Origin of the sequence: Bradyrhizobium sp. USDA 4538, from assembly GCF_024171045.1 — a bacterium.
GTDB lineage: Bacteria > Pseudomonadota > Alphaproteobacteria > Rhizobiales > Xanthobacteraceae > Bradyrhizobium > Bradyrhizobium australafricanum.
Genome location: NZ_JALJZE010000001.1, coordinates 6,810,621 through 6,833,031 on the forward strand (window position 1 = coordinate 6,810,621; position 22,411 = coordinate 6,833,031).

Sequence of the window (22,411 nt, forward strand, 5' to 3'; positions counted from 1 at the left end):
CGATGGCGGCGCTGGCGATGCAGGCGGGCGCCGAGATCGATGGCTTCACCATCGGCGAACGCGTGCACCGCGGCGGCATGGCGACGCTGTGGAGCGTCACCCATCCCGGCATCACCGTGCCGCTGCTGATGAAGGTGCCGCTCACCTCGGAGGGCGAGGATCCGGCCGCGATCGTCAGCTTCGAGATGGAGCAGATGATCCTGCCGCGGCTGTCGGGGCCGCACGTGCCGGCCTGTTTCGGCACCGGCGACTTCGAACGCCAGGCCTATGTCGTGATGGAGCGCATCCCCGGGCAGACGCTCTACAAGCGGCTCGGCGAGCTGCCGATGCCGTATGAGGAGGTGAGGGTGATCGGCGGCAAGGTCGCCACCGCGCTCGCCAGCCTGCACCGGCAGAACGTCATCCATCACGACATCAAGCCGAGCAGCATCATGTTCCGCGAGCGCGGCTCGGCGGTGCTGATCGATTTCGGCCTCTCGCATCACCGGCATCTGCCCGATTTGTTGCAGGAGGAGTTTCGGCTGCCTTACGGTACCGCGCCCTACATGGCGCCGGAGCGCCTGCTCGGCGTCCGCGACGATCCGCGCAGCGATCTGTTTTCGCTCGGCGTGCTGCTCTATTTCTTCACCACCGGCGTGCGCCCGTTCGGCGAGACCGAAAGCCTGCGCGGCATGCGCCGGCGGCTGTGGCGTGACCCCTATCCGCCGCGCGAGCTGAAGCCCGACTATCCGCCTTGGCTGCAGGAGATCGTGCTGCGCTGCCTGGAGATCGACCCCGCCGCGCGCTATCCGACCGCGGCGCAGCTTGCCTTCGATCTCGGCCATCCCGATCAGGTGAAGCTGACGGCGCGGGCGCAGCGGCTGCGCCGCGATCCGCTCAGCACGGTCTGGCGCCGCCGCTTCAATCTCGGCGCGGTGCCGCCGCGGCCGAAGTCCGATGTCGCGGCCCAGCTCGCCTCGAGCCCGATCGTGGCCGTCGCGCTCGATATCGGCGAGGGTGCCGAGGCACTGAACGACACCATCCGCGTCACCGCCGAGCGGGTGCTGTCGACCTCGCCGTCGGCGCGGCTCGCCTGCGTGAATGTGCTGAAGCTCAATCGCCTGGCGATCGACCGCACCCATGACGAGCAGGGCCAGAACAAGCATGTCGACCGCCTGGTGGCGCTGCAGCACTGGGCGCGGCCGTTCGGGCTCGAGGAGGGGCGGCTGACCGTGCATGTGCTGGAGGCGATCGATCCCGCCGCCGCGATCCTGGAATTCGCCGCGGTCAACCTGGTCGACCACATCATCATCGGCGCGCGGCAGAACTCGCTGCGGCGCGCGCTGCTCGGCAGCGTGTCCGCCAGGGTCGCGGGGGAAGCGCCGTGCACGGTGACCGTGGTGCGGCCGTCGCGGCTGGCGTCGCAAGCGGACGACGGCGAGGGCGATGAGGCGGCGGAGCAAGCGGCGAATGCCGCGGCCACGCCGCCCGCAGTGTTCTAGCTCCCCCGGATCATCAGATCGCTTCGCCGCGTGCCTCGGCCGCCGCATGGCGGATCGCGGCGATGTTGGTCTTGTAAGCCTCGACCGTGCCGCCCTTGAACACGGCGGATCCCGCGACAAAGGCGTTGGCGCCGGCGGCCGCGAGCTGGCCCGCGACGTCGGGTGCAACGCCGCCGTCGACCTCGATGTCGATCGGGCGGCCCGCGACCATCGCCCTGACATCGCTGATCTTGCCGATCGCCGAGCGGATGAAGGCCTGGCCGCCGAAGCCGGGATTGACCGACATGACCAGCACGAGGTCGATCAGGTCGAGCACATATTCGATCGCGCTCGCCGGCGTTGCCGGATTGAGCGAGACGCCGGCCTTCTTGCCGAGCGCGCGGATCGCCTGCAGCGAGCGGTGCAAATGCGGGCCGGCCTCGGCATGCACCGTGATGTGGTCGCAGCCCGCCTTGGCGAACGCTTCCAGGTAGGGATCGCAGGGCGAGATCATCAAATGGGCGTCGAAGATCTTTTTGGTGTGCGGCCGCATCGCCTTGATGACGTCGGGGCCGTAGGAGATGTTCGGCACAAAGTGTCCGTCCATCACGTCGAGATGGATCCAGTCGGCGCCGGCCTGGTCGACGGCGCGGACCTCCTCGCCGAGCTTTGAGAAATCCGACGCCAGGATCGACGGAGCGATAACGAGGGGACGCGGGGTGAATGACTGAGTCATGTCAGCTGTTCCGGAAGACTTCAGGGGGCGACGGGTGAGTCCGCCTAACATGCGGACGCGTGGCGGGCAATGCGAGCGGACGGCGCTCTGCGACCGGAAAATTCTTCCGCCGGCGGCAGCTCTTGCCGGGTGCGCGGAACCCGCTTCGAAGTGGGAACGCCTGGTTTTACTGGGTTTTTGCCATGGCACGCCCTTTGCTCAGCCACTGACCAGCGTTAGAGCCGCCAGGCGCGGCCCTGTTGGAGTATTGCCATGCTGTTCGCCCTTGGCGCTGCGTCGTCGGCCATTGACCTCTTGAGCTCGCTGATGTCGTCGAAGTCGACGACCCAGACCGGCGGCTCCAGTCAGGGGACTAAGACCACCGGCCTGTTCGCCCCCTCGACCGGTACATCGACGTCGACAGGCAGCAGCACCGGTACCGGCTCGGGCAGCGGCTCTCCGCAGATCTCGCCGCTGACGATGGGCGCGCTGATTTCCGCGCAAAGCCAGTCCCAGACCGCGGTTTCAAACAGCCCGACGGCGGCCAGCCGCTCGGATGCGCTCAAGGACCTGTTCTCGCAGATCGATGCCGACGGCAACGGCAAGATCACCCAGTCGGAATTCGAGAACGCGCTCGGCGCCGGCGGCACCAACACGGCGCAGGCCGACGACGTGTTCTCCAAGCTCGACAGCAATGGCGACGGTAACGTCAGCCTCGACGAGATGTCCCAGGCCTTGCAGGGCCACAAGGGCGGCGGCCATCATCGCCATCACATGGCCAGCGGCTCGACCGACGGATCCGGCTCCGGCGCGGGCGGATCGAGCTCCGATCCCTTGATGCAGGCGCTCGACGGTGCGACCTCGACGTCGGTGACCAACAGCGACGGCTCGACCACGACGACGACGACCTATGCCGACGGCTCGAAGGTGGCGATGACGACGCCGGCCGCATCCTCCGCGACCCTCAACGCGGCCTCGTCCTACAATATCGTCGAGCAGCTGATCCAGCGCCAGGCGAAGGCGATCTCGGCGCAGGACTTCGCTGCGATTTCGGTCAGGGCCTAAGGCGAATTTGCTACTAGCCGTCATTGCGAGGAGCTCGGCGACAAAATTGCAAAGCAATTTTGCGCTGAAGCGACGAAGCAATCCATGTCTCCGCAAGCGGCGAGATGGATTTGGATTGCTTCGCTTCGCTCGCAATGACGAAGGCGGCGCCGGGCTGTAAAACCCTTCGCCTAACCGAACCGATCGTGCCAGCTCGGCAGCGCGCCGGCGAATGGCAACGCGGTCGCTGAATGGACGCCGCGGGCGATGGCGCGCGCCACGGTGTTGGCGGCGAGCGCACCGAGCCTGGTGAGGCCGAACAGCGGATCGATCGGCTTGGCGCCGGTCGCGGCGGCAAACACCACGTCGCCATCGAGCGGGGCGTGCACCGGATAGATCGCGCGCGCCATGCCGGTCTGCGCGATCATCGCAAGCCGCCGCGCCTGCGGCTTCGTCAGCTGCGCATCGGTCACCACGACGACGAGGGTGGTGTTCTCGGCGGCGCTGGCGTCGGCGCCGCCCTTCAGCCGCGCCTTCAGCATGTCCGGCGTGAACGAGGGCGGCAGGCCGCGCCCGCCGAATTCGCCGCCGACCTCGAACGGCGCCGCCCAGAACCAGGGGCCGCTGCCGACCGTGACGCTGCCGACCGCGTTGACCACCGCGAGCGCCGCGACCGTCACGCCGTCGTCGGTCATATCGGACGCCGAGCCGAGGCCGCCCTTCAGGTTGGCCGTGGTCGCGCCCATGCCGGCGCCGACGCTGCCGAGCTCGAAGTCATCGGAGGCGGCATTGGCCGCCGCGTAGCCGAGGTCGCGATAGGGCGGAAAGCGTCCCCACGCCTTGTTGCCGCCGTTGAGCAGGTCGAAGCAGATCGCGCCCGGCACGATCGGGATCACCGCGTCGCGGATGCGGAAGCCGCGGCCGCGCTCGGCGAGCCAGGCCTGCACGCCGCCGGCGGCGTCGAGCCCGTGCGCCGAGCCGCCGGACAGCGCGATGGCGTCGATTGCCTCGACGACGTTGTGCGGCGAAAGCAGCGCTTCCTCGCGGGTGCCCGGACCCCCGCCGCGGACATCGATCGAGGCGACCGCCGGCCGCTCGAACAGGATGGCGGTGACGCCGGAGGCGACTGTGGGATCGTCGGCATGGCCGACGGCAACGCCGGCAATATCGGTGAGAAGGTTTTTCACGATGGGTCCATCCGCCTGCTGTCCGATCGATCCGGTATAGCAGCCGCGACGGATGCATCAACCGTCGGGCACGGGCGGGCGGAGACGTGCGGTAAGACTTGCAGGCATCCGGCAAACAGAAAAACGCCCCGGCGGATCGGGGCGTTCTCGTATCTCTGATTGGATCAGACGCGCGAGAGGCTCAGGAGCCCTTCGGATTGATCTCGGTGTAGTTGCCCTTGGCGTCCCACTTGTAGACGACGTAATCGATCGCCTTGATGTCGCCCTTGGCGTCGAAGGCCATCTTGCCGAGCACGGTGTCCCACTCGCCGGCCTTGATGGTGTCCATCACCTTCTTGGCGTCGGTCGAACCGGCCTTGGCGACGGCCTGCGTCCAGACCTGCATCGCGGCGTAGGTGTAGAGCGTGTAGCCCTCGGGGTCGATGTTCTTGGCCTTGAACTTCTCGACGATCGCCTTCGCGGTCGGCTTGTTGCGCGGGTCGGGGCCGAAGGTGAACAGCGTGCCTTCGGCGGCGGGGCCGGTGATCGAGGCGAATTCCTTGTCGTTCATGGCATCGCCGGCCATCAGCACGGTCTGCAGGCCCTGGTCGCGCATCTGGCGCAGGATCAGGCCGGCTTCCTGATGGTAGCCGCCGACATAGACCAGATCGATGTTGTCGCGCTTCAGGCGGGAGACGATCGAGTTGAAGTCCTTGTCGCCCTTGTTGTAGGACTCGAACATCTTCTCCTGGAAGCCGGCCTTGTTCAGCGCCTTCTTGGTCTCGTCGGCGAGGCCTTTGCCGTAGGTGGTCTTGTCGTTCAGGATCGCGACGTTCTTGCCCTTGTAGTTCTTCATGATGTAGTCGGCGGCGACCAGGCCCTGCTGGTCGTCACGGCCACAGACGCGCGCCACGTTCCAGAGCTTGCGCTCGGTGAACAGCGGGTTGGTCGAGGCCGGGGTGATCTGCAGCACGTTGGCGTCGGCATAGGCCTCGGAGGCCGGGATCGAGGACGACGAGCAGAAATGGCCGGCCACGAACGGGATCTTCGAAGAGCCGATCTTTTCCGCGATCGAGCGCGCCTGCTTCGGATCGCAGGCATCGTCGTCGGCTTCCAGCGCGAGCTTCTTGCCGAGCACGCCGCCGGCGGCGTTGATGTCGGCGACCGCTTGCTCGGCGCCGTTCTTCATCTGCCGGCCGAAAGCGGATTCGGAGCCCGTCATCGGGCCCGCGACGGCGATGGTGATGTCTTGCGCGAACGCGCTCGCCGATAATGCGAACGAAGCGCCAAGTGCCAGGCCGATCAGCTTCAGTGATTTCATGAGACGTCCCTCGTGGTCGTTGCCTCTTGCGGAAGGGCCCGGCACGCCGGGCCCCAAAACCGCGGGCATTCTCAGCTGATTTCGCGGCGAAGTCACCGGCAATTTTCAGGCAAATCGACGCTGCATCCGCCGCGTCTTGCTTGCGGGGGCGGCACGGAACGTCAAGCTAGCCGCGGCGGCCGCCTTCCAGATAGGCGGCGCGGATTTCCGGGCGCTGCAGCAATTCGGCGCCGGTTCCGGCCAGCGTGATCAGCCCGTTGACCATGACATAGCCGCGATGGGCGAGCTTCAGCGCATGGTTGGCGTTCTGCTCCACGATCAGGACGGTGAGGCCGTCCTGCCGGTTCAGCGTGCGGATGGCGTCGAAGATCTGGCGCGCGATCAGCGGCGCGAGCCCGAGCGAGGGCTCGTCCAGCATCAACAGCCGCGGCCGGCTCATCAGGGCGCGGCCGATCGCCAGCATCTGCTGCTCGCCGCCCGACAGCGTGCCGCCGCGTTGTGCGACGCGTTCCTTCAGGCGCGGGAATAGCGCGAACACCCGCTCCAGCCCGGCTGCGCGCTCGGCCTCGCTGCATTCGGTGGCATCGGCGCCCATCTGCAGGTTTTCCGCGACGCTCATGCGCGGAAAGATCCGCCGGCCCTCCGGCGATTGTGCGATGCGCAGCCGCGCGATCTCGTGGGTCGGCACGCCGGTGATGTCACGGCCGTCGAATTCGATGGCGCCGGCGCGGGCGCGCGGCCTGCCGAAAATCGTCATCATCAGCGTCGACTTGCCGGCGCCGTTGGCGCCGATCAGGGCGACGATCTCCCCGCGATTGATCTCGATATCGACGCCCTTCAGCGCCTCGATCTTGCCATACGCCGCGCGCACGCCGCGCACCGCGAGCAGGGGTGTCGTTGCCTGTGCCGCGCTCACGTGCCGCTCTCCATCACGGCGATCGCCTCTTCCTCGTCGGCGCCGAGATAGGCGGCGATCACCTTGGGGTCGTCGCGCACCGTCTGCGGCGTGCCTTCGGCGATCTTGACGCCGTAATCCATGACCACGACGTGATCGGAGATCTCCATCACGACCGACATGTCGTGCTCGATCAGGAGGATCGAGGTGCCCTGTTCGTTGCGGATCGACAGCAGCAGCTCGTTGAGCCCGCCGCTCTCGCGCGCGTTCAGACCGGCCGCCGGCTCGTCGAGACAGAGCAGCACCGGTTCAGTGCACATCGCGCGCGCGATCTCGAGCCTGCGCTGGTCGCCATAGGGCAGGTTGCCCGCGGCATCGTCGGCGCGGTCGAGCAGGCCGACGCGCGCGAGCCAGGTCCGCGCCAGATCGATGGCGCGCTGCTCGGCCTCGCGCCAGGACGGCAGGCCGAGCAGCCCGAGCAGGGTCAGGCCCGAGGCGCGCATCAGCGCGTTGTGCTGGGCGACCATCAGATTTTCCAGCGCCGTCATGCCGGGAAACAGCCGGATGTTCTGGAAGGTCCGCGCCACCTTGGCCTGCTTGGAGATGCGGAAATCGTTCAGCCGCTCGAGCTGGATGGTGCGTCCGTCGTCATGGGCGAGGCGGATCGCGCCCCCGCTCGGCCGGTAGAACCCGGTGATGCAGTTGAACACAGTGGTCTTGCCGGCGCCGTTCGGCCCGATCAGCGCGGTGATCTTGCGCCGTTCGGCCGCAAAGGACAGCTCGTTGACCGCGACGATGCCGCCGAAGCGCATCATCAGGCGGTCGACGGTGAGGATAGGGTCGCCGCTCATCCGTGGCCCTCCTTGACGAGGTCGGACGAGATCGCCTGGTTGCGTTCCAGGAACACGGTCGGCGCGCGATGGCCGATCAGCCCGCGCGGCCGCCAGATCATCAGCAGCACCATCGCCATGCCGAACACCAGCATGCGGTATTGATCGAGGCCGCGGAACAGCTCGAAGCCGCCGATCATGGTCAGCGCGGCGAGCGCCACGCCAAGCTGCGAGCCCATGCCGCCGAGCACCACGATCGCCAGCACCAGCGCCGATTCCTGGAAGGTGAAGGATTCCGGGCTGATGAAGCCCTGCCGGGTGGCGAAGAACGCGCCGGCGAGGCCGCCGAACATCGCACCCGTCGCGAACGCCGTCAGCTTGGTCGTCGTGGTGTTGATGCCGAGCGCGCGGCAGGCGACCTCGTCCTCGCGCAGCGCCTCCCAGGCGCGGCCGATCGGCAGCCGCCGTAGCCGGATCGTCACCCAGTTGGTGATCAGCGCCATCGCCAGGATCAGATAGAACAGGAAGACGAGGCGGTGGGTCGGCGAGAATTCGATGCCGAGCTTGGCGGCGAGCCCGTCTTCACCCGCCGTCAGCGGAATGCCGAACATGGTCGGGCGGGGAATTCCCGAGACGCCGTTGGGGCCGCCGGTCAGGCTCTGCCAGTTGATGATGACGAGGCGGATGATCTCGCCGAAGGCGAGCGTCACGATCGCAAGATAGTCGCCGCGCAGCCGCAGCACCGGGAAGCCGAGCAGCACGCCCCAGAACGCCGCCAGGATGCCTGCAAGCGGCAGGCAGACCCAGAACGACAATCCGAAATTGGTCGCAAGCAACGCATAGGAATAGGCGCCGACCGCGTAGAACGCGACATAGCCGAGGTCGAGCAGGCCGGCGAGGCCGACCACGACGTTCAATCCCCATCCCAGCATCACATAGGTCAGGACCAGGATCGACAGGTCGAGAATGTAGCGCTGGTTGTAGAAGATGACAGGCACGAGGAAGGTGAACACCAGGAGCGCCGGCGCCAGCCAGCGGCCGGCGAACGACATCGCCGATTGCACCGGCTTCGGCACGATGCGGTCCTTGTCGACCGGTCCCCACCATTGCCGCAGCAACTCGACGACGATGCTGCCGCCGAACACGGTAGCGACAAGGGCTGCGAGGTCGCCGAACCGCGTCCAGTAGATCAAGCCGCCCTGCGGCCCGGCCTCGGTGCGAATGCCGATCATCAGCGAGAACAGCACCAGCGCGACAAGGGCGCTGATCAGGGCCTTCTTGAGAATGAAGGCGCTGCCCGAGGGCTGCGCGGCGTGCGAGGGGCGGGCTGAGGTCGCGCTCACGAAGTGCCTGTCAGACTTTTTCGACTTCGGGACGGCCGAGCAGGCCGGTCGGCATGAAGATCAGCACCACGATCAGGATCGAGAACGCGGCGACGTCCTTGTACTCAACCGAGAAATAGGCCGACCAGAACGTCTCGATCAGGCCGATTGCGAGCCCGCCGAGCATCGCGCCCGGCAGCGAGCCGATGCCGCCGAGCACGGCGGCGGTGAACGCCTTGATGCCGGCGACGAAGCCCATGAAGAAATCGACCAGGCCGTAATACAGGAGATACATCATGCCGGCGACCGCGGCGAGCGCGGCGCCGATCACGAAGGTCATCGAGATGGTGCGGTCGACGTCGACGCCGAGCAGCGCGGCCATGGTCTGGTCCTGCTCGCAGGCGCGCATGTCGCGTCCGAGCCGGGTGCGCGAGACCAGCCAGGTGAACAGCGCCAGCACGACGATGGTGGCGAGCACGACCATGATCTGGATGTTGGAGAGCTGCACGGCAAAGCCGGACGAGCCTTCATGCAGCGTGTAGCCGCCGGTGATGATCGGCGGCACCGGCTTGACGCGCGCGCCCTGCGACACCTGTGAGAAATTGGTCAGCACGAATGACATACCGATCGCGGACAGCATCGGCGCCAGGCGGAACGAATGCCTTAAGGGTCGGTAGGCGATGCGCTCGATGGTCCAGCCGTAGAGCGCCGTGATCGCCATCGAGACCAAAAGCACGATCAGCAGGATCAGGGGGATCGCGGTGAGGCCGAGCGACACCAGCACCAGGAACGAGATCAGTGCGATGAAGCCGCCGATCATGAAGATGTCGCCATGCGCGAAGTTGATCATGCCGACGATGCCGTAGACCATCGTGTAGCCGATGGCGATCAGGCCGTAGATCGAACCGAGCACGAGGCCGTTGATCAGTTGCTGGGCGAAATAATCCATGCGCTGCCGTCAGAGCCCGTTCGGTTGAGAACCGACCAGGCTCTCGTTTTGATCTGGACGCGCTTTCTTCACGCGAACCGGTTCCCGCTTCGCTCGAAAACGCTTCATCGAGGGTGACGCGGCGAGGGCCCCGGCAGCCTGATCCGTCGCGTCGTGTCGTTTTCTAACAGTGGAACCCCGGCCGCGGCAACAGCGTGGCAGTAGCAGAAAGGGCTTGTACATAACTAGTTTGGCGGATGCGGTTCCGATGTCACAGGGCCGACATGGCTTTGCCCTGCAATGATCACGCCGGAACCCGTGTTCCCCGAGCAACTGCGCTTGCAACGCGCGCGTTGTCCCCAGCTTGATGAAAGCAAAGGGAGTAGCTGAATGAGCAACCCAAATCAGAATCCAGGACAGCCGAACCAGAACCCCAATCAGAAGCCCGGCCAGCAGCAGCAGGGCGGCGGCCAGAAGCCCGGCCAGCAACAGCAGGATCCGGGCCGGCCGGGCCAGAAGCCCAATCCGGAGCGCTAATTCGGACAATTGAGCCGAACTAGCACGGAGGCCTCGCCGAAAGGCGAGGCCTTCCTTGTTCAGGCTTAGACCCTTTTCGCTTGGGCTGTCTTGTTCAGGCCAACTGGTCGGCGAAGCGGCCGCGGAAGGCGTACGAACCGAAATGCGTGAGCTCGCTCCGAAGGTCGAGCCAGATTTCGCCGCCGAGATCGATCCAGCGTCGGCAGAACGCGTAATCTTCGGACAAATACTCGCCGGTCGTCTTGTCGATCATGCATTCGAACAGCGACATGCGGTCGAGGTCGGCGCGAACCAGGCCGCCGGTGTTCAAGTCGTTGGACTTGTGGTTCGCCCGATATTTGAGTTCGGGATGGGCGTCGCGCAGCCTGACGAGGGCGGATCGCTTCATCATGAGAAAGCCGGTTCCGGCATATCGGACCTTGGCGAAGCCGTCGCCGCGAGATGTGATCTGGTTGCCCTCCCATGTGACGACATAGTCCAGCGAGGATGACGCGAGGTTGTTGCGCTTGGCGTCCGCAGCCCGCTGCACCTTTGCCCAATCGATGTGCTTGAGCGGATAGGCCGCGGCGGAAAACGTCGGCACCGCAATCCAGCAGCCGGAAGACGGACTCGGGTTCGAACCCGATATCGGCATCGATGAACAGGAGATGGCTGGCGCCGGATGCAAGGAATTGGTGGGCCAGTTCGTTCCGAGCGCGGACAATCAGCGATTCGTTTCCGATCAGATGAAACTGGATGTCGATGCCCCGGGCGGTGGCCGCGGCCTGAAGCTTCAGGGCGGAGAACACATAGGCCATCTTCAGATCGCCGCCGTAGCAGGGCGTTGCGACAAAAACGCGCGTTCTTTCGGTCATTTTGCCCCCTTTATCCCCGGCCGGCGCCGATCTTGCGCAGATCCCGGCCGGGCCCGATCGCATCGATCCGGAACCATCGCATCGCGCTTAACCTTAACAAAGGGTTTAAATTGCTGCCGGCAATTGATCGGCGTTAGCTCGCGCCCTGAACCGTCGCCGGTCTGAAAGGCGCGGGAAGCACGGGAAGCGGCAATGTCGAACAACTGGCGGATCAGCTCCTTCAATGGCGCGCTGCTTGCGGCCTATTTCATTCCGGTCTGGACCATCATCGCCTTCAGCATCATGGTGTCGCCGATCCACGGCCTCTATGAGCGGCCGAGCGTGTCGATCGCGTTCTATGCCAGCGACTATCTGCACCTCGGCAAGATGGCGACGGTGCGCCTCGCATGGCTGCTCGCGCTGGCGCGGATCACCGTGGTGGCGTTCTTCACAGTCTTCCTCGCGATGGCCGCTTTCTCGCCGCTGCGCAAGAGCAGCAGTGGCGCCGACGAGGCGCTCGCGGTGGCTCTCTGCCTTGGCAGCGTGCTGAGCTTCGCCAGCATGATGATGGCTTCCAAGGTCGGCGAGGTCGAAGCGATGCGCATGCATGCGTCCGAGCTTCTGATGCTGCTCGGGACCGCGATCGTGATGCTGTTCGAGACCTCGCCGAAGCGAGCTCAAGCGTCTGCCAATGCAGCAACGACCACCGAAACGCCCGCAGGCCAGCTATCCCTTCAGCAGCCCTAAAGCGCGATAGTCTTCGCGCTTTAGTCGTTTTTTGCGCATGATCTTTTCGGAAAACCGCTTCGCACTTTTCCGGATCATGCTCCTAGCTCGGCAATGATCGCGCCGGCTTCCTTGACGGCGTGGTTGGCCGCTGGCACGCCGCAATAGATCGCCTGCTGCAGCAGGATCTCCTTGATGTCCTCGGGCGTGAAGCCGCCCTCGGCGAGCGCGGCGCGCACATGCAGGCGGAATTCGTCCCACTGGCCGAGCGCGACCATGGTGCCGATCACAAGCACGCGCCGGGTGCGGTGATCGAAATGCGGCCGGGTCCAGATGTCGCCCCACGCATAGCGCGTGATCAGGTCCTGGAAGTCGGTGTTGAACGCGTTGCGGTTCTTGATCGACTTGTCGACCCATTCATTGCCGAGCACCTTGCGGCGCTGCGTCATGCCGTCGTCGCGGCGCTGATTGTCGTCCATGGATGTCTCCTCATGAAATCGTAGCCCGGATGGAGCGCAGCGCAATCCGGGGCTTCAGCGTTGGCCGAAGGACTTGTCCCGGATTTCGCTTCGCTGCATCCGGGCTACGTGCTGATTGTCGCCCATAGAGCATCTTTCCCGGTTACGTCATTCCGGGGCGGTCCGCAGGACCGAACCCGGAATCTCGAAGTTATGGATGCGGATCGAGATTCCGGGTTCGATGCTTCGCATCGCCCCGGAATGACGATGACCGTTACCGTTGCGTCAGGAAGCCGACCACGGCCTCGGTGAAGGCGTGCGACTGCTCGACGTTGGAAATGTGCGCGGCATCGAGCAGCGTCATGCTGGCGCCGGGAATGCCGCTGCGGATCATTTCGCCTGCCGACACCGGCGTCGCCATGTCCTGCTTTCCTGCAATCACCAGGGTCGGGCTCTTGATCTTCGGCAGCAGCGCGCGCTGGTCGAGTGTCGACAGCGCCTCGCAGCAGGCGAGATAGCCTTCGACCGGCGAGGCAACCAGCATCGCCTTCATGCGCGCCGCGGTCTCCGGCTCGCGCTCGCGGAAATCGGCGGTCAGCCAGCCCGCGATCACGGTATCGGCGACGGCGGCGATGCCGCCTTCCTTCACTACCTTGATGCGGTTTAGCCAGTTGGTCGGATCGGGGTAGTAGCAGGCGGTGTTGGCGAGGATGATCTTGCCGAATCTTTCCGGGGCATTCGCTCCCAGCCACTGTCCGACCATGCCGCCCATCGACAGGCCGCACCAGTGCACCTTCTCGATGTTGAGGTCGTCGAGGATCGCCAGCACGTCGCGGCCGAAGCGCTCCATGGAGTAGGGGCCCGCCGGCACGCCGGACTTGCCGTGACCGCGGCGGTCGTAGCGGATGACGCGGAACAGCTGCGTCAGCGCCCGCATCTGCGGCTCCCACATCTGCAAGGTGCAGCCGAGCGAGTTCGACAGCATCAAGGTCGGTCCGCCGTCGCGGCCGTCCGCCTGGACGTTGAGCAGGCACCCGTCGGCGTTGATCATCGGCATCGTCTTGTCCCTCTCGTCATGCGCTTGCCGGGTCATCTGCGCGAACATGCGCTTCGCGCTGTTGCCCGGCAATGACATCGTCGCTATTTTTCATCCAGTGAAGCCAGCAGGCGGTCGATCAGCGCTTGCGAGGCGCCCTGATAGGCCATCGGCTCGAACAGCTCCGCGATTCGTTTCGCGTCGAGATGCGCGGTGACCTTGGCGTCCGCCGACAGTACCTCGCGCAGGTGCTTCTTCTCCGCGACCGCGCGCTTGCTGGCGGCCTCGATCAGATGATGGGCGTCGCTCTTTCCGATCTTGTCGGCGAGCGCAAAGGTGACGGCTTCCGCCATGATCAACCCTTGAGTCGCATCGAGATTGACGCGCATCCGCGCCGCATCGACCTCAAGCCCTTCGGCGAGATCGACGATGGCAGCAAGCGCGCCCGAGGTCACCAGCATCAGGCCCGGTAAGGTCGGCCATTCCGCATGCCACGGACCGGCGCTGCGCTCATGATCCTGCACCTGCGCGGCGAAGATCGTCGCGGCGAGATTCGGCGCCATGGTCGCAGCCCCCAGCGCGCTCGCGGCGGCGACCGGATTGCGCTTGTGCGGCATGGTGGAGGAGCCGCCGCGGCCAGCGCCGGCAGGCTCGAAGGCCTCGCCGACATCGGTCTGCATCATCAGCGAAACGTCGCGCGCGATCTTGCCGCAGCTGCCGGCGAGGATGGCGAACACCGGCGCGGCCTCGGCGATGCGGTCGCGATGGGTATGCCAGGGCGCATCCGGCAGGGGCAAATCGAGCTCTTGCGCAAGGGCGGCGGCGACCGCCAGCCCCTTGTCGCCGAGCGCTGCGAGCGTCCCGGCGGCACCGCCGAATTGCAGCGCCAGCGTCTCGCGGCGCAGGCGCAGCAAGCGCTTGCGGGAGCGATGCAGCGCCGCGGCATATTCGGCGAGTTTGAGGGCGAACGGCATCGGCAGCGCATGCTGCAGCCAGGTCCGCGCCACCACGGCGGTGTCGCGATGGGCGCGCGCGAGCTTGGCGAAGCCAGCAACGGCGCGGTCGAGGTCGGCCAGCAGCGCGTCGATCCCCGCGCGCAGCGACAGCATCGTCGCGGTGTCGATGACGTCCTGGCTCGTCGCGCCCCAATGCACGTAGCGCGCCGCCTCGGCGTCCGCCTTGGCGACATTGGCGGTCAGGGCCTTCACCAGCGGGATCGCCAGATTGCCGGACCGCGTCGCGGCCTCGGCCAGCGCGGCCAGGTCGAATGATTCGGCCTTGCAGGCGGCGCCGATTGGTCCTGCGCCAGCTGCGGGAATCACCCCGCAAGCCACCTCGGCGCGGGCCAGCGCGGCCTCGAAATCCAGCATGTTCTGCAGCGTGGCGGCGTCGTCGCACACCGTGCGCATCGCGGCGCTCGACAGCATCGGCGCAAGCAGGGGAGAGAGGGCTGTGCTCATGGCCGGCGACCTAACCACTGTCGCGCGTCGATGCCAATGCCCCGGGGCTGCCTGCATTTTCAACAACGGGGATTGCGCGATTTCGTGAACAATGGGCTTGGCTTGCTGCGGTTGCGAATATGCATCGCTCATCCTCCGAAGGTGCCCTTTCCTTTGTGTCCCGGCTGCTTTACTTGGGGGAAAAGGTTCTAGCGATCGAGGAGGTCCCCCATGGCCATGACAATGACCGGCGAAGTCCAGCTTGCAGCGCCGCGCCAGGCTGTGTGGGACAAGCTCAACGATCCCGAAGTGTTGAAGGCCTGCATTCCCGGCTGCGAAGAGCTGGAGAAGACCGACGAGGGCGGCTTCCGCGCCACCGCCAAGATGAAGGTCGGCCCGGTCTCCGCCCGCTTCAAGGGCAAGGTCACCTTGAGCGATCTCGACCCGCCGAACGGCTACAAGATCTCAGGCGAAGGCGAGGGCGGGGTCGCCGGCTTTGCCAAGGGCGGCGCCACCGTGGGCCTTGCAGACAAGGATGGCGGTACGCTTCTGAGCTACAATGTGGAGGCGCAGATCGGCGGCAAGCTCGCCCAGCTCGGCCAGCGCCTGATCAACGGCGCCGCCAAGAAGCTGGCCGATGAATTCTTTGCAAATTTCGCCAAGGCGGTGCAGGGTTAGCCCCGCCTTTCGGCTGGATTATTCAGGTCCGGCCATGTCCTGGATGGGTGGCTCGAAAGGTTGCCCATCGCGGGGCGCGCCCATATTATGCCGTCTGGAATGATTTAAAACCGCCTGCTTCGCCGATATGCGGTGGCGCAGATAAGAGAGTGCTGATGGCCAAGATTTCAATGATCGTGAACGGCAACCCCGTGAACGCGAATGTCGACCCCCGTACCCTTCTGGTCCAGTTTCTGCGCGAAAACCTGCGGCTGACAGGCACTCATGTCGGCTGCGACACCTCGCAGTGCGGCGCCTGCGTCGTGCATCTGGACGGCAGGGCGGTGAAGTCCTGCACGACGCTTGCGGTGATGGCCGACGGTCACGAGGTCAAGACCATCGAGGGGCTTGCAGCCGATGGTGCGCCGCTGCATCCAATGCAGGAGGCCTTCCGCGAGCATCACGGCCTGCAGTGCGGCTTCTGCACGCCGGGCATGATCATGACCGCGGTCGACCTGGTCCATCGCAAGGGCCACGAGCTCTCCGACGAGGTGATCCGCGAGGAGCTGGAAGGCAATCTGTGCCGCTGCACCGGCTACCAGAACATCGTTGCTTCGATCGCCGCCGGCGCCAAGGCGATGGCGAAGTCGGACCTCGCCTAGTCAGCAATTCATCGCGAGCGCGATCAGGACATTCCAATGTACGAATTCAAATATCACCGTCCCGGCACCGTGCGGCAGGCCGCCAATCTGCTGGTGAAGAACGAGGACGCCAAGCTGATTGCCGGCGGTCACACGCTGGTGCCGGTCATGAAGCAGCGGCTCGCCAGCCCGCCGCATCTGGTCGATCTCTCCCACATCGAAGGTCTCGATACGATCGAGATGAAGGGCCGCTCGCTGGTCATCGGCGCCACCGCCAAGCATGCCGAAGTCGCGAACTCCGCGGTCGTGGGCGAGGCGATCCCGGCGCTGGCCGAGCTTGCCGGCCTGATCGGCGATCCCGCCGTGCGCCACCGCGGCACCATCGGCGGCTCGCTCGCCAACAACGACCCGACCGCCGACTATCCGGCCGCGGTGCTGGCGCTGGGCGCGACCATCGTCACCAACAAGCGCCGCCTCAAGGCCGAGGAGTATTTCCAGGGCCTGTTCTCGACCGCGCTGGAGGCCGACGAGATCATCACCAAGGTGATGTTCCCGGTGCCGAAGAAGGCGGCCTACGTCAAGTTCCGCAACCAGGCCTCGCGTTATGCGTTGGTCGGGGTGTTCGTGGCCAAGCGTCCGTCCGACGTGCGCGTCGCGGTCACCGGCGCGGGCTCCGACGGCGTCTTCCGCGTCACCGCGTTCGAGGACGCCCTGAAGAAGCGCTTCTCGCACAAGGTGCTCGACGGCATCGCCGTTTCGGCCGACGGGCTGAACAGCGACCTGCACGGCAGTGCGGAATACCGCGCCCATCTGATCGGCGTTTTGACGCGCCGGGCGGTGGAAGCCGCGAACGCCAAGGACTAAGTACCAAGGCGTGACTTTGCTGACCTCTGTTCGAAGACTGGCTGTTCCATGAGTGCATCGGCGTTACCCACTTCCGTCGATGCGCTCGAGGATCTCCTGACCTCGCGCGGCTACCTCGCCGAGCGGTCGCTCGCGACCGTGACCTATCTCGCGCTGCGGATGGGCCGGCCGCTGTTCCTCGAGGGCGAAGCCGGTGTCGGCAAGACCGAGATCGCAAAGGTGCTGTCGGCGGCGCTCGGGCGCAAGCTGATCCGCCTGCAATGCTATGAAGGCCTCGATGTCGCCTCCGCGGTCTACGAGTGGAGCAGTGCGGCGCAGATGATCGCGATCCGCCTGGCGGAGGCTTCCGGCGATACCGATCGCGACCAGCTCGCCAGCGACATTTTCGCCGAACGCTTCCTGATCAAGCGGCCGCTGCTGCAGGCGCTCGAGCCCGATGTCGCGGGCCCTCCGGTGCTGCTGATCGACGAGCTCGACCGCGCCGACGAGGCGTTCGAGGCGTATCTGCTGGAAATCCTCAGCGACTTCCAGGTCACGATTCCCGAGCTCGGCACCGTGAAGGCGCCGGCGCCGCCGATTGTGATCATCACCTCGAACCGCACCCGCGAGATTCATGACGCGCTGAAGCGGCGCTGCCTCTATCACTGGGTGGATTATCCCACAGCCGAGCGCGAGCTCGCGATCGTCAAGTCGCGGGTGCCGAACATTTCCGCAAAGCTGTCGCAGCAGGTCGTCCGCTTCGTGCAGGCGCTGCGCAACCAGGATTTCTACAAGTCGCCGGGCGTCGCCGAGACCATCGACTGGGCCACCGCGCTGTCCGAGCTCGACGCCCGCTCGCTGACCCCGCAGGTCGTCGGCGACACGCTGGGCGCGCTCTTGAAGTATCAGGACGACATCGCGCGCATGCAGGGCGATGCGTTGCAGAAGACATTGAAGGAAGCGACGAGCGACTAGCCGTCATTCCGGGGCACGCGAAGCGTGAACCCGGAATCTCGCGCCGCAATCTCCAGATTCCGGATCCGCACTTCGTGCGGTCCGGAATGACGAGGCCAAACAACAATGGCGATCAACCACCTCGCGCCTCCGACCGGCCACATGGCTGACAACGTGATCGGCTTTGCCCGCGCGCTGCGGGCGGCCGGGCTTCCCGTCGGGCCGGGCTCGGTGATCGACGCGCTCGATGCGCTGCAGCTGATCGAGGTCGGCCATCGCGCCGATTTCTACGCCACGCTGGAAGCGATCTTCGTCAAGCGCCACGAGCACGCGCTGATCTTCCGCCAGGCCTTTATGCTGTTCTTCCGCGCCGCCGAGGAGTGGAAGAGCATGCTGGATTCGGTGCCGCTGCCCGACCACGCCAGGAAGAAGCCGCCGCCGGCCTCGCGCCGCGTCCAGGAGGCGATGGCGCAGCCGGCGCGGAGCGAGGAGCGGCCGCAGGCCCAGGAGCAGGAGCTGAAGCTCTCGGTCTCCGACAAGGAGATCCTGCAGAAGAAGGATTTTGCGCAGATGAGCGCGGCGGAAATCGCCGAGGTGACGCGCGAGATCGCCGAGATGCGGCTGCCGCAGGCCGAGCTCGTGACCCGCCGCTACCAGCCGGACGCGCGGGGCCTACGGCTCGACATGCGCCGCACCGTGCGCAACTCGCTGCGCACCGGCGGCGAGATTATCGACATCCGAAAGCTCGGCCGGATCGAGAAGCCGGCGCCGATCGTGGCGCTGCTCGATATCTCCGGCTCGATGAGCGAGTACACTCGCCTGTTCCTGCATTTCCTGCACGCCATCACCGATGCCCGCAAGCGGGTCTCGGTATTCCTGTTCGGCACCCGCCTGACCAATGTGACGCGGGCGTTACGGGCGCGTGACCCCGACGAGGCGCTGGCGAGCTGCTCGTCCTCGGTCGAGGACTGGGCCGGAGGGACGCGGATCGCGACCTCGCTGCACAGCTTCAACCAGCTCTGGGCCCGCCGGGTGCTCGGGCAGGGCGCCATCGTCCTCCTTATATCCGATGGACTAGAACGGGAGGCTGATGCCAAACTGGCTTTCGAGATGGACCGATTGCACCGTTCCTGCCGCCGCCTGATCTGGCTCAATCCGCTGCTGCGCTACTCCGGCTTCGAGGCCAAGGCGCAGGGCATCAAAATGATGCTGCCCCACGTTGACGAATTTCGCCCGGTGCATAACTTGACGTCCATCAAGGGCTTGATCGGGGCGCTGTCATCCCCGCCGCCGGCGCACCACCGCAGCCTGATCCGTTCTGTTGCTTGAGGAGACGCTCTCATGCTCAACCGCGACGAAGACATTCTGCAGGCCGCCGAGACCTGGCAGAAAGAGGGCCATGGCGTGGCGCTCGCCACCGTGGTCGAGACCTGGGGCTCGGCGCCGCGCCCGGCCGGCTCGAGCCTCGTCATCAATGACGACGGCACCTTCCTTGGCTCGGTCTCCGGCGGCTGCGTCGAGGGCGCGGTCGTGACGGAAGCGCTCGACGTCATCGCGAGCGGCCAGCCAAAAATGCTCGAATTCGGCGTTGCCGACGAGACCGCCTGGAATGTCGGCCTGTCCTGCGGCGGCACCATCCGCGTCTTCGTCGAGAAGGTCGGTTAGCCGTGAAACTCGAGATCCTGAAAGAGCTGAACGCCGAGCGCGCCGCGCGCCGCCCGGTGATCATCGTTACCGACACCGCCAATGGCGATCAGCGCCTGGTCAAGGCCGCGGACATCGCCGCCGATCCGCTGCGCGCCGAGCTCGCAAAGCAGCTGCGGATGGGCAAGAGCGGCAATGTCGAGGTATCAGGCAAAAAACTGTTCCTCAACGTCTACGCGCCGACCGCAAAGCTCGTGATCATCGGCGCGGTCCATATCAGCCAGGCGCTGGCGCCGCTGGCGCGCTCGCTCGACTATGACGTCACGGTGGTCGATCCGCGCACCGCGTTTGCGAGCCCGGAGCGCTTCCCCGACGTGCCGCTGGTCGCCGAATGGCCCGACGTCGCGCTGCCGCCGCTCAACGTCGATCACTACACCGCCTTCGTCGCGGTGACGCACGATCCGAAGATCGACGATCCGGCGCTGCTGCATGCCTTCGACCGCGACTGCTTCTATATCGGTGCGCTCGGTTCGCGAAAGACCCACGCCAAGCGCGCCGAGCGGCTGCGCGCGCAGGGCGCCAAAGACAGCGACATCGCGCGCATCCACGCGCCGATCGGCCTCGACATCGGCGCGGTGTCTCCGTCGGAGATCGCGGTCGCGATCATGGCCGAGATCACCGCGCAGCTGCGCCTGCCTCCCAAGCAAAAAGAAGAAGCGGCATGAAATTCGGTCCCGCCAGTCCGGCCGACGCGATTGGCGGCGTCACCGTGCATACCCTCCGCCAGGGCGCGCTGGTGCTCAAGAAGGGCACCACGATCGGCCCGGCCGAGGTCGATGCGCTGACCAAGGCCGGCGTCGACGAGATCGTCGTGGTGCGGCTCGACGAGGGCGACGTCTCCGAGGACGCCGCGGCCGCCAGCATCGCGCAGGCGGTGGCCGGCGAGGGCGTCAATGTCGAGCGCGCCTTCACCGGCCGCGCCAATCTGTTCGCGGCGCGCCCCGGCGTGCTGGTGATCGATCGCGCCGCGGTCGACCGCATCAACGACGTCGACGAGGCCATCACCTTCGCAACCCTCGCCGCGTTCAAGCCGGTGGTCGAGGGCGAGATGATCGCGACCGTCAAGCTGATCCCGTTCGGCGTCGAGGGGCGCTTACGCGATGCCGCCGTCGCGGTGGCCGGCAAGGATACGCTGCGGATCGCGCCCTATGTGATCCAGAAGGTCGGGGTGGTCTCGACGCTGCTGCCGGGCCTCGCGCCGAAGGTGATCGACAAGACGCTGCGCGTCACCGCCGAACGGCTCGCGCCGGCCGGCGCCACCATCATCGCCGAGCGCCGCGTGCCGCATGACGAGACGGTGCTGGCGGCCTCGATCAAGGAATTGCTCGGCTTGGGGGCCGAGCTCGTCATCGTGTTCGGCGCGTCCGCGATCGCCGACCGCCGCGACGTCATTCCCGCTGCGATCACCGAGATCGGCGGCGCCGTCGAGCATTTCGGCATGCCGGTCGATCCCGGCAATCTGCTGCTGATCGGCAGCGCCGATGGCGTGCCGGTCCTTGGCGCGCCGGGCTGCGCGCGCTCGCCGGTCGAGAATGGTTTTGACTGGGTCTTGATGCGGCTGCTCGCCGGCATCAAGGTGACGCGATCGGATCTCACCGGCATGGGCGTCGGCGGCCTGTTGATGGAGATCGTGACGCGGCCGCAGCCGCGCACCGTGCCGGACACCGAAGGCAACCGCAACGTCGCGGCGATCGTGCTCGCGGCCGGGCGCTCGACCCGGATGGGCGGCCCGAACAAGCTGCTCGCCGAGCTCGACGGCAAGAAGCTCGCGCGCATCGTCGCCGAGCAGGCGCTGGCGTCGAAGGCCTCCGAGGTCATCGTCGTCACCGGGCATCAGGCCGAGCTGGTCGAGCAGGCGCTCGATGGCCTCAAGGTCAAATTCGTCCGCAACCCGGATTTCGCCGGCGGCCTCGCCAGCTCGGTGAAGGCGGGCATTGCGGCTGTGTCCGACAGCGCCGACGGCGCGATCGTCTGCCTCGGCGACATGCCGCTGATCGATGCGAAGCTGATCGATCGCCTGATCGAGACCTTCGCGCCGGACCGCGGCCATCTGATCGCGGTCCCCGTCAGCGAGGGCCGCCGCGGCAATCCCGTGCTGTGGTCGCGGCGCTTCTTCAAGGAGTTGATGACGCTCGACGGCGACATCGGCGCGCGTCACTTGATCACCAAGCATGCCGAGGTGGTCGCCGAGGTCCCGGTCGAAGGCGACTGCGCCTTCCTCGACATCGACACGCCGCAGGCGCTCGAAGCCGCGCGGCGCGGCTAGCTCCATCCGCGTCGTCCCGGCGAAAGCCGGGACCCATTACCACCGAAGGTGATTGTTGCGCGACGTTGGGGCCGCAGCTTCCTTCTATAACTCGACCCTGTGGTTATGGGTCCCGGCCTTCGCCGGGACGACATGCGGATAGAACTCACCCTCAACCCGTCATTCACCATCTGGAAACGACCCCTGCGTACAGTCCGCGCCGGGCTTTGGGGGATTTCCGCTTGATCATTTCGACCGCCGCCGCGCAGCGTCGCGCGTTGACGATTCTCGTCCTGACATTGCTGCTCGGCGCCACGCGTTTCTCCGTGGAAACCTTCGTGCCCAAGGCGCGCGCGGCCGGCGCGTTCGCGGTCGGCAAGTGCGGGGCCTATGGCCAGGCCTACGACTATCCGGCGGAAGGCGCGGCGCGTGCCGCGGCGTTGAAACAGTGCAAGGGCGATTGTACCACCGTGACCATGAAGCGGGCCTGCGCCGCGCTCTCGATCGACATGAAGAATCCCTGCGGCGCCCATGGCTATGCCGTGGCGCCGAAGATCTCGAGCTCGCTCAATGCCGCGACCAAGAAATGCTACGACTATGGCGGCAAGGAATGCGTGATCCGCGCCTGGGCCTGCGACGCCAAGGGGTAGGGCAGTC

At 66.1% G+C, this 22,411-nt stretch carries 24 protein-coding genes; 13 read left to right on the forward strand and 11 right to left on the reverse strand.

The window, feature by feature from the left end; all coding sequences use genetic code 11:
* Positions 1-2 precede the first annotated feature (2 nt).
* Positions 3-1,481, forward strand: a complete 1,479-nt coding sequence (locus J2R78_RS30990) for a bifunctional serine/threonine-protein kinase/universal stress protein (protein ID WP_253607963.1) — start codon at positions 3-5, stop codon at positions 1,479-1,481.
* Positions 1,482-1,494: 13 nt separating this feature from the next.
* Here J2R78_RS30990 and rpe read toward each other — a convergent pair whose 3' ends face one another.
* A complete protein-coding gene (rpe, locus tag J2R78_RS30995) occupies positions 1,495-2,196 on the reverse strand; it encodes a ribulose-phosphate 3-epimerase (RefSeq protein WP_028339914.1) in 702 nt (233 codons plus the stop codon).
* Positions 2,197-2,448: 252 nt separating this feature from the next.
* Between rpe and J2R78_RS31000 the strand changes: the two genes are divergently transcribed.
* Positions 2,449-3,240 carry an EF-hand domain-containing protein gene (locus J2R78_RS31000; RefSeq protein ID WP_253607964.1) on the forward strand — a complete coding sequence of 264 codons (792 nt, stop codon included), beginning with the start codon at positions 2,449-2,451 and terminating at the stop codon, positions 3,238-3,240.
* A gap of 170 nt (positions 3,241-3,410) precedes the next feature.
* On the opposite strand, the gene J2R78_RS31005 is transcribed toward J2R78_RS31000, so the two are convergent.
* The 6 genes from J2R78_RS31005 to J2R78_RS31030 form a co-directional block, all read right to left on the reverse strand.
* Positions 3,411-4,406 carry a P1 family peptidase gene (locus J2R78_RS31005; protein WP_253607965.1) on the reverse strand — a complete coding sequence of 332 codons (996 nt, stop codon included), beginning with the start codon at positions 4,404-4,406 and terminating at the stop codon, positions 3,411-3,413.
* A 181-nt stretch (positions 4,407-4,587) separates the two neighbouring features.
* The gene (locus J2R78_RS31010) at positions 4,588-5,706 is read right to left on the reverse strand and encodes a branched-chain amino acid ABC transporter substrate-binding protein (RefSeq protein ID WP_028339917.1); all 1,119 of its coding nucleotides are present in this window, start codon (positions 5,704-5,706) and stop codon (positions 4,588-4,590) included.
* A gap of 166 nt (positions 5,707-5,872) precedes the next feature.
* Positions 5,873-6,622: an ABC transporter ATP-binding protein gene (locus J2R78_RS31015; RefSeq protein ID WP_018272406.1), complete on the reverse strand. Its 750-nt coding sequence runs from the start codon at positions 6,620-6,622 to the stop codon at positions 5,873-5,875.
* Positions 6,619-7,452 carry an ABC transporter ATP-binding protein gene (locus tag J2R78_RS31020; RefSeq protein WP_028336791.1) on the reverse strand — a complete coding sequence of 278 codons (834 nt, stop codon included), beginning with the start codon at positions 7,450-7,452 and terminating at the stop codon, positions 6,619-6,621. Before J2R78_RS31020 ends, J2R78_RS31015 begins: the two co-directional genes overlap by 4 nt.
* A complete protein-coding gene (gene livM / locus J2R78_RS31025; RefSeq protein WP_309145024.1) occupies positions 7,449-8,774 on the reverse strand; it encodes a high-affinity branched-chain amino acid ABC transporter permease LivM in 1,326 nt (441 codons plus the stop codon). Before livM ends, J2R78_RS31020 begins: the two co-directional genes overlap by 4 nt.
* A 10-nt stretch (positions 8,775-8,784) precedes the next feature.
* A complete protein-coding gene (locus J2R78_RS31030; RefSeq protein ID WP_028339921.1) occupies positions 8,785-9,702 on the reverse strand; it encodes a branched-chain amino acid ABC transporter permease in 918 nt (305 codons plus the stop codon).
* Positions 9,703-10,071: 369 nt separating this feature from the next.
* Between J2R78_RS31030 and J2R78_RS31035 the strand changes: the two genes are divergently transcribed.
* Positions 10,072-10,218: a hypothetical protein gene (locus tag J2R78_RS31035; RefSeq protein ID WP_253607966.1), complete on the forward strand. Its 147-nt coding sequence runs from the start codon at positions 10,072-10,074 to the stop codon at positions 10,216-10,218.
* Between the two features lie 94 nt (positions 10,219-10,312).
* Here J2R78_RS31035 and J2R78_RS31040 read toward each other — a convergent pair whose 3' ends face one another.
* A complete protein-coding gene (locus J2R78_RS31040) occupies positions 10,313-10,801 on the reverse strand; it encodes a hypothetical protein (RefSeq protein WP_253607967.1) in 489 nt (162 codons plus the stop codon).
* Between the two features lie 463 nt (positions 10,802-11,264).
* Between J2R78_RS31040 and J2R78_RS31045 the strand changes: the two genes are divergently transcribed.
* Positions 11,265-11,798, forward strand: coding sequence for a hypothetical protein (locus J2R78_RS31045; RefSeq protein ID WP_253607968.1), 534 nt, complete (start codon positions 11,265-11,267; stop codon positions 11,796-11,798).
* A gap of 74 nt (positions 11,799-11,872) precedes the next feature.
* On the opposite strand, the gene J2R78_RS31050 is transcribed toward J2R78_RS31045, so the two are convergent.
* From J2R78_RS31050 to J2R78_RS31060, 3 genes are all read right to left on the reverse strand, one after another.
* Positions 11,873-12,256 (reverse strand): carboxymuconolactone decarboxylase family protein, encoded by a 384-nt coding sequence (locus J2R78_RS31050; RefSeq protein WP_028336796.1) that lies wholly within the window; start codon positions 12,254-12,256, stop codon positions 11,873-11,875.
* A gap of 253 nt (positions 12,257-12,509) precedes the next feature.
* Complete coding sequence (gene pcaD, locus J2R78_RS31055; protein WP_253609974.1) at positions 12,510-13,292, reverse strand: 3-oxoadipate enol-lactonase; 783 nt, start codon at positions 13,290-13,292, stop codon at positions 12,510-12,512.
* 83 nt (positions 13,293-13,375) lie between these two features.
* A complete protein-coding gene (locus J2R78_RS31060; protein WP_253607969.1) occupies positions 13,376-14,731 on the reverse strand; it encodes a 3-carboxy-cis,cis-muconate cycloisomerase in 1,356 nt (451 codons plus the stop codon).
* 210 nt (positions 14,732-14,941) lie between these two features.
* On the opposite strand from J2R78_RS31060, the gene J2R78_RS31065 reads away from it, so the two are divergent.
* From J2R78_RS31065 to J2R78_RS31105, 9 genes are all read left to right on the forward strand, one after another.
* Positions 14,942-15,388: a carbon monoxide dehydrogenase subunit G gene (locus J2R78_RS31065; protein WP_016840413.1), complete on the forward strand. Its 447-nt coding sequence runs from the start codon at positions 14,942-14,944 to the stop codon at positions 15,386-15,388.
* 155 nt (positions 15,389-15,543) lie between these two features.
* Positions 15,544-16,029: a (2Fe-2S)-binding protein gene (locus J2R78_RS31070; protein WP_028336799.1), complete on the forward strand. Its 486-nt coding sequence runs from the start codon at positions 15,544-15,546 to the stop codon at positions 16,027-16,029.
* Positions 16,030-16,065: 36 nt separating this feature from the next.
* Positions 16,066-16,872: a xanthine dehydrogenase family protein subunit M gene (locus J2R78_RS31075; RefSeq protein WP_050383296.1), complete on the forward strand. Its 807-nt coding sequence runs from the start codon at positions 16,066-16,068 to the stop codon at positions 16,870-16,872.
* A 48-nt stretch (positions 16,873-16,920) separates the two neighbouring features.
* Positions 16,921-17,826, forward strand: a complete 906-nt coding sequence (locus J2R78_RS31080; protein WP_076828515.1) for a MoxR family ATPase — start codon at positions 16,921-16,923, stop codon at positions 17,824-17,826.
* Positions 17,827-17,931: 105 nt separating this feature from the next.
* A complete protein-coding gene (locus tag J2R78_RS31085; protein WP_253607970.1) occupies positions 17,932-19,134 on the forward strand; it encodes a VWA domain-containing protein in 1,203 nt (400 codons plus the stop codon).
* A gap of 12 nt (positions 19,135-19,146) precedes the next feature.
* Entirely contained in the window at positions 19,147-19,470 is a 324-nt protein-coding gene (locus J2R78_RS31090; RefSeq protein WP_018272401.1) for an XdhC family protein, read from the forward strand.
* A gap of 2 nt (positions 19,471-19,472) precedes the next feature.
* The gene (locus tag J2R78_RS31095) at positions 19,473-20,174 is read left to right on the forward strand and encodes an XdhC family protein (protein WP_225163161.1); all 702 of its coding nucleotides are present in this window, start codon (positions 19,473-19,475) and stop codon (positions 20,172-20,174) included.
* Positions 20,171-21,775, forward strand: coding sequence for an NTP transferase domain-containing protein (locus J2R78_RS31100; RefSeq protein WP_253607971.1), 1,605 nt, complete (start codon positions 20,171-20,173; stop codon positions 21,773-21,775). Before J2R78_RS31095 ends, J2R78_RS31100 begins: the two co-directional genes overlap by 4 nt.
* 272 nt (positions 21,776-22,047) lie before the next feature.
* On the forward strand, positions 22,048-22,404 hold the full coding sequence (locus J2R78_RS31105; protein ID WP_050999583.1) for a DUF4189 domain-containing protein: 357 nt from the start codon (positions 22,048-22,050) through the stop codon (positions 22,402-22,404).
* Positions 22,405-22,411 lie beyond the last annotated feature (7 nt).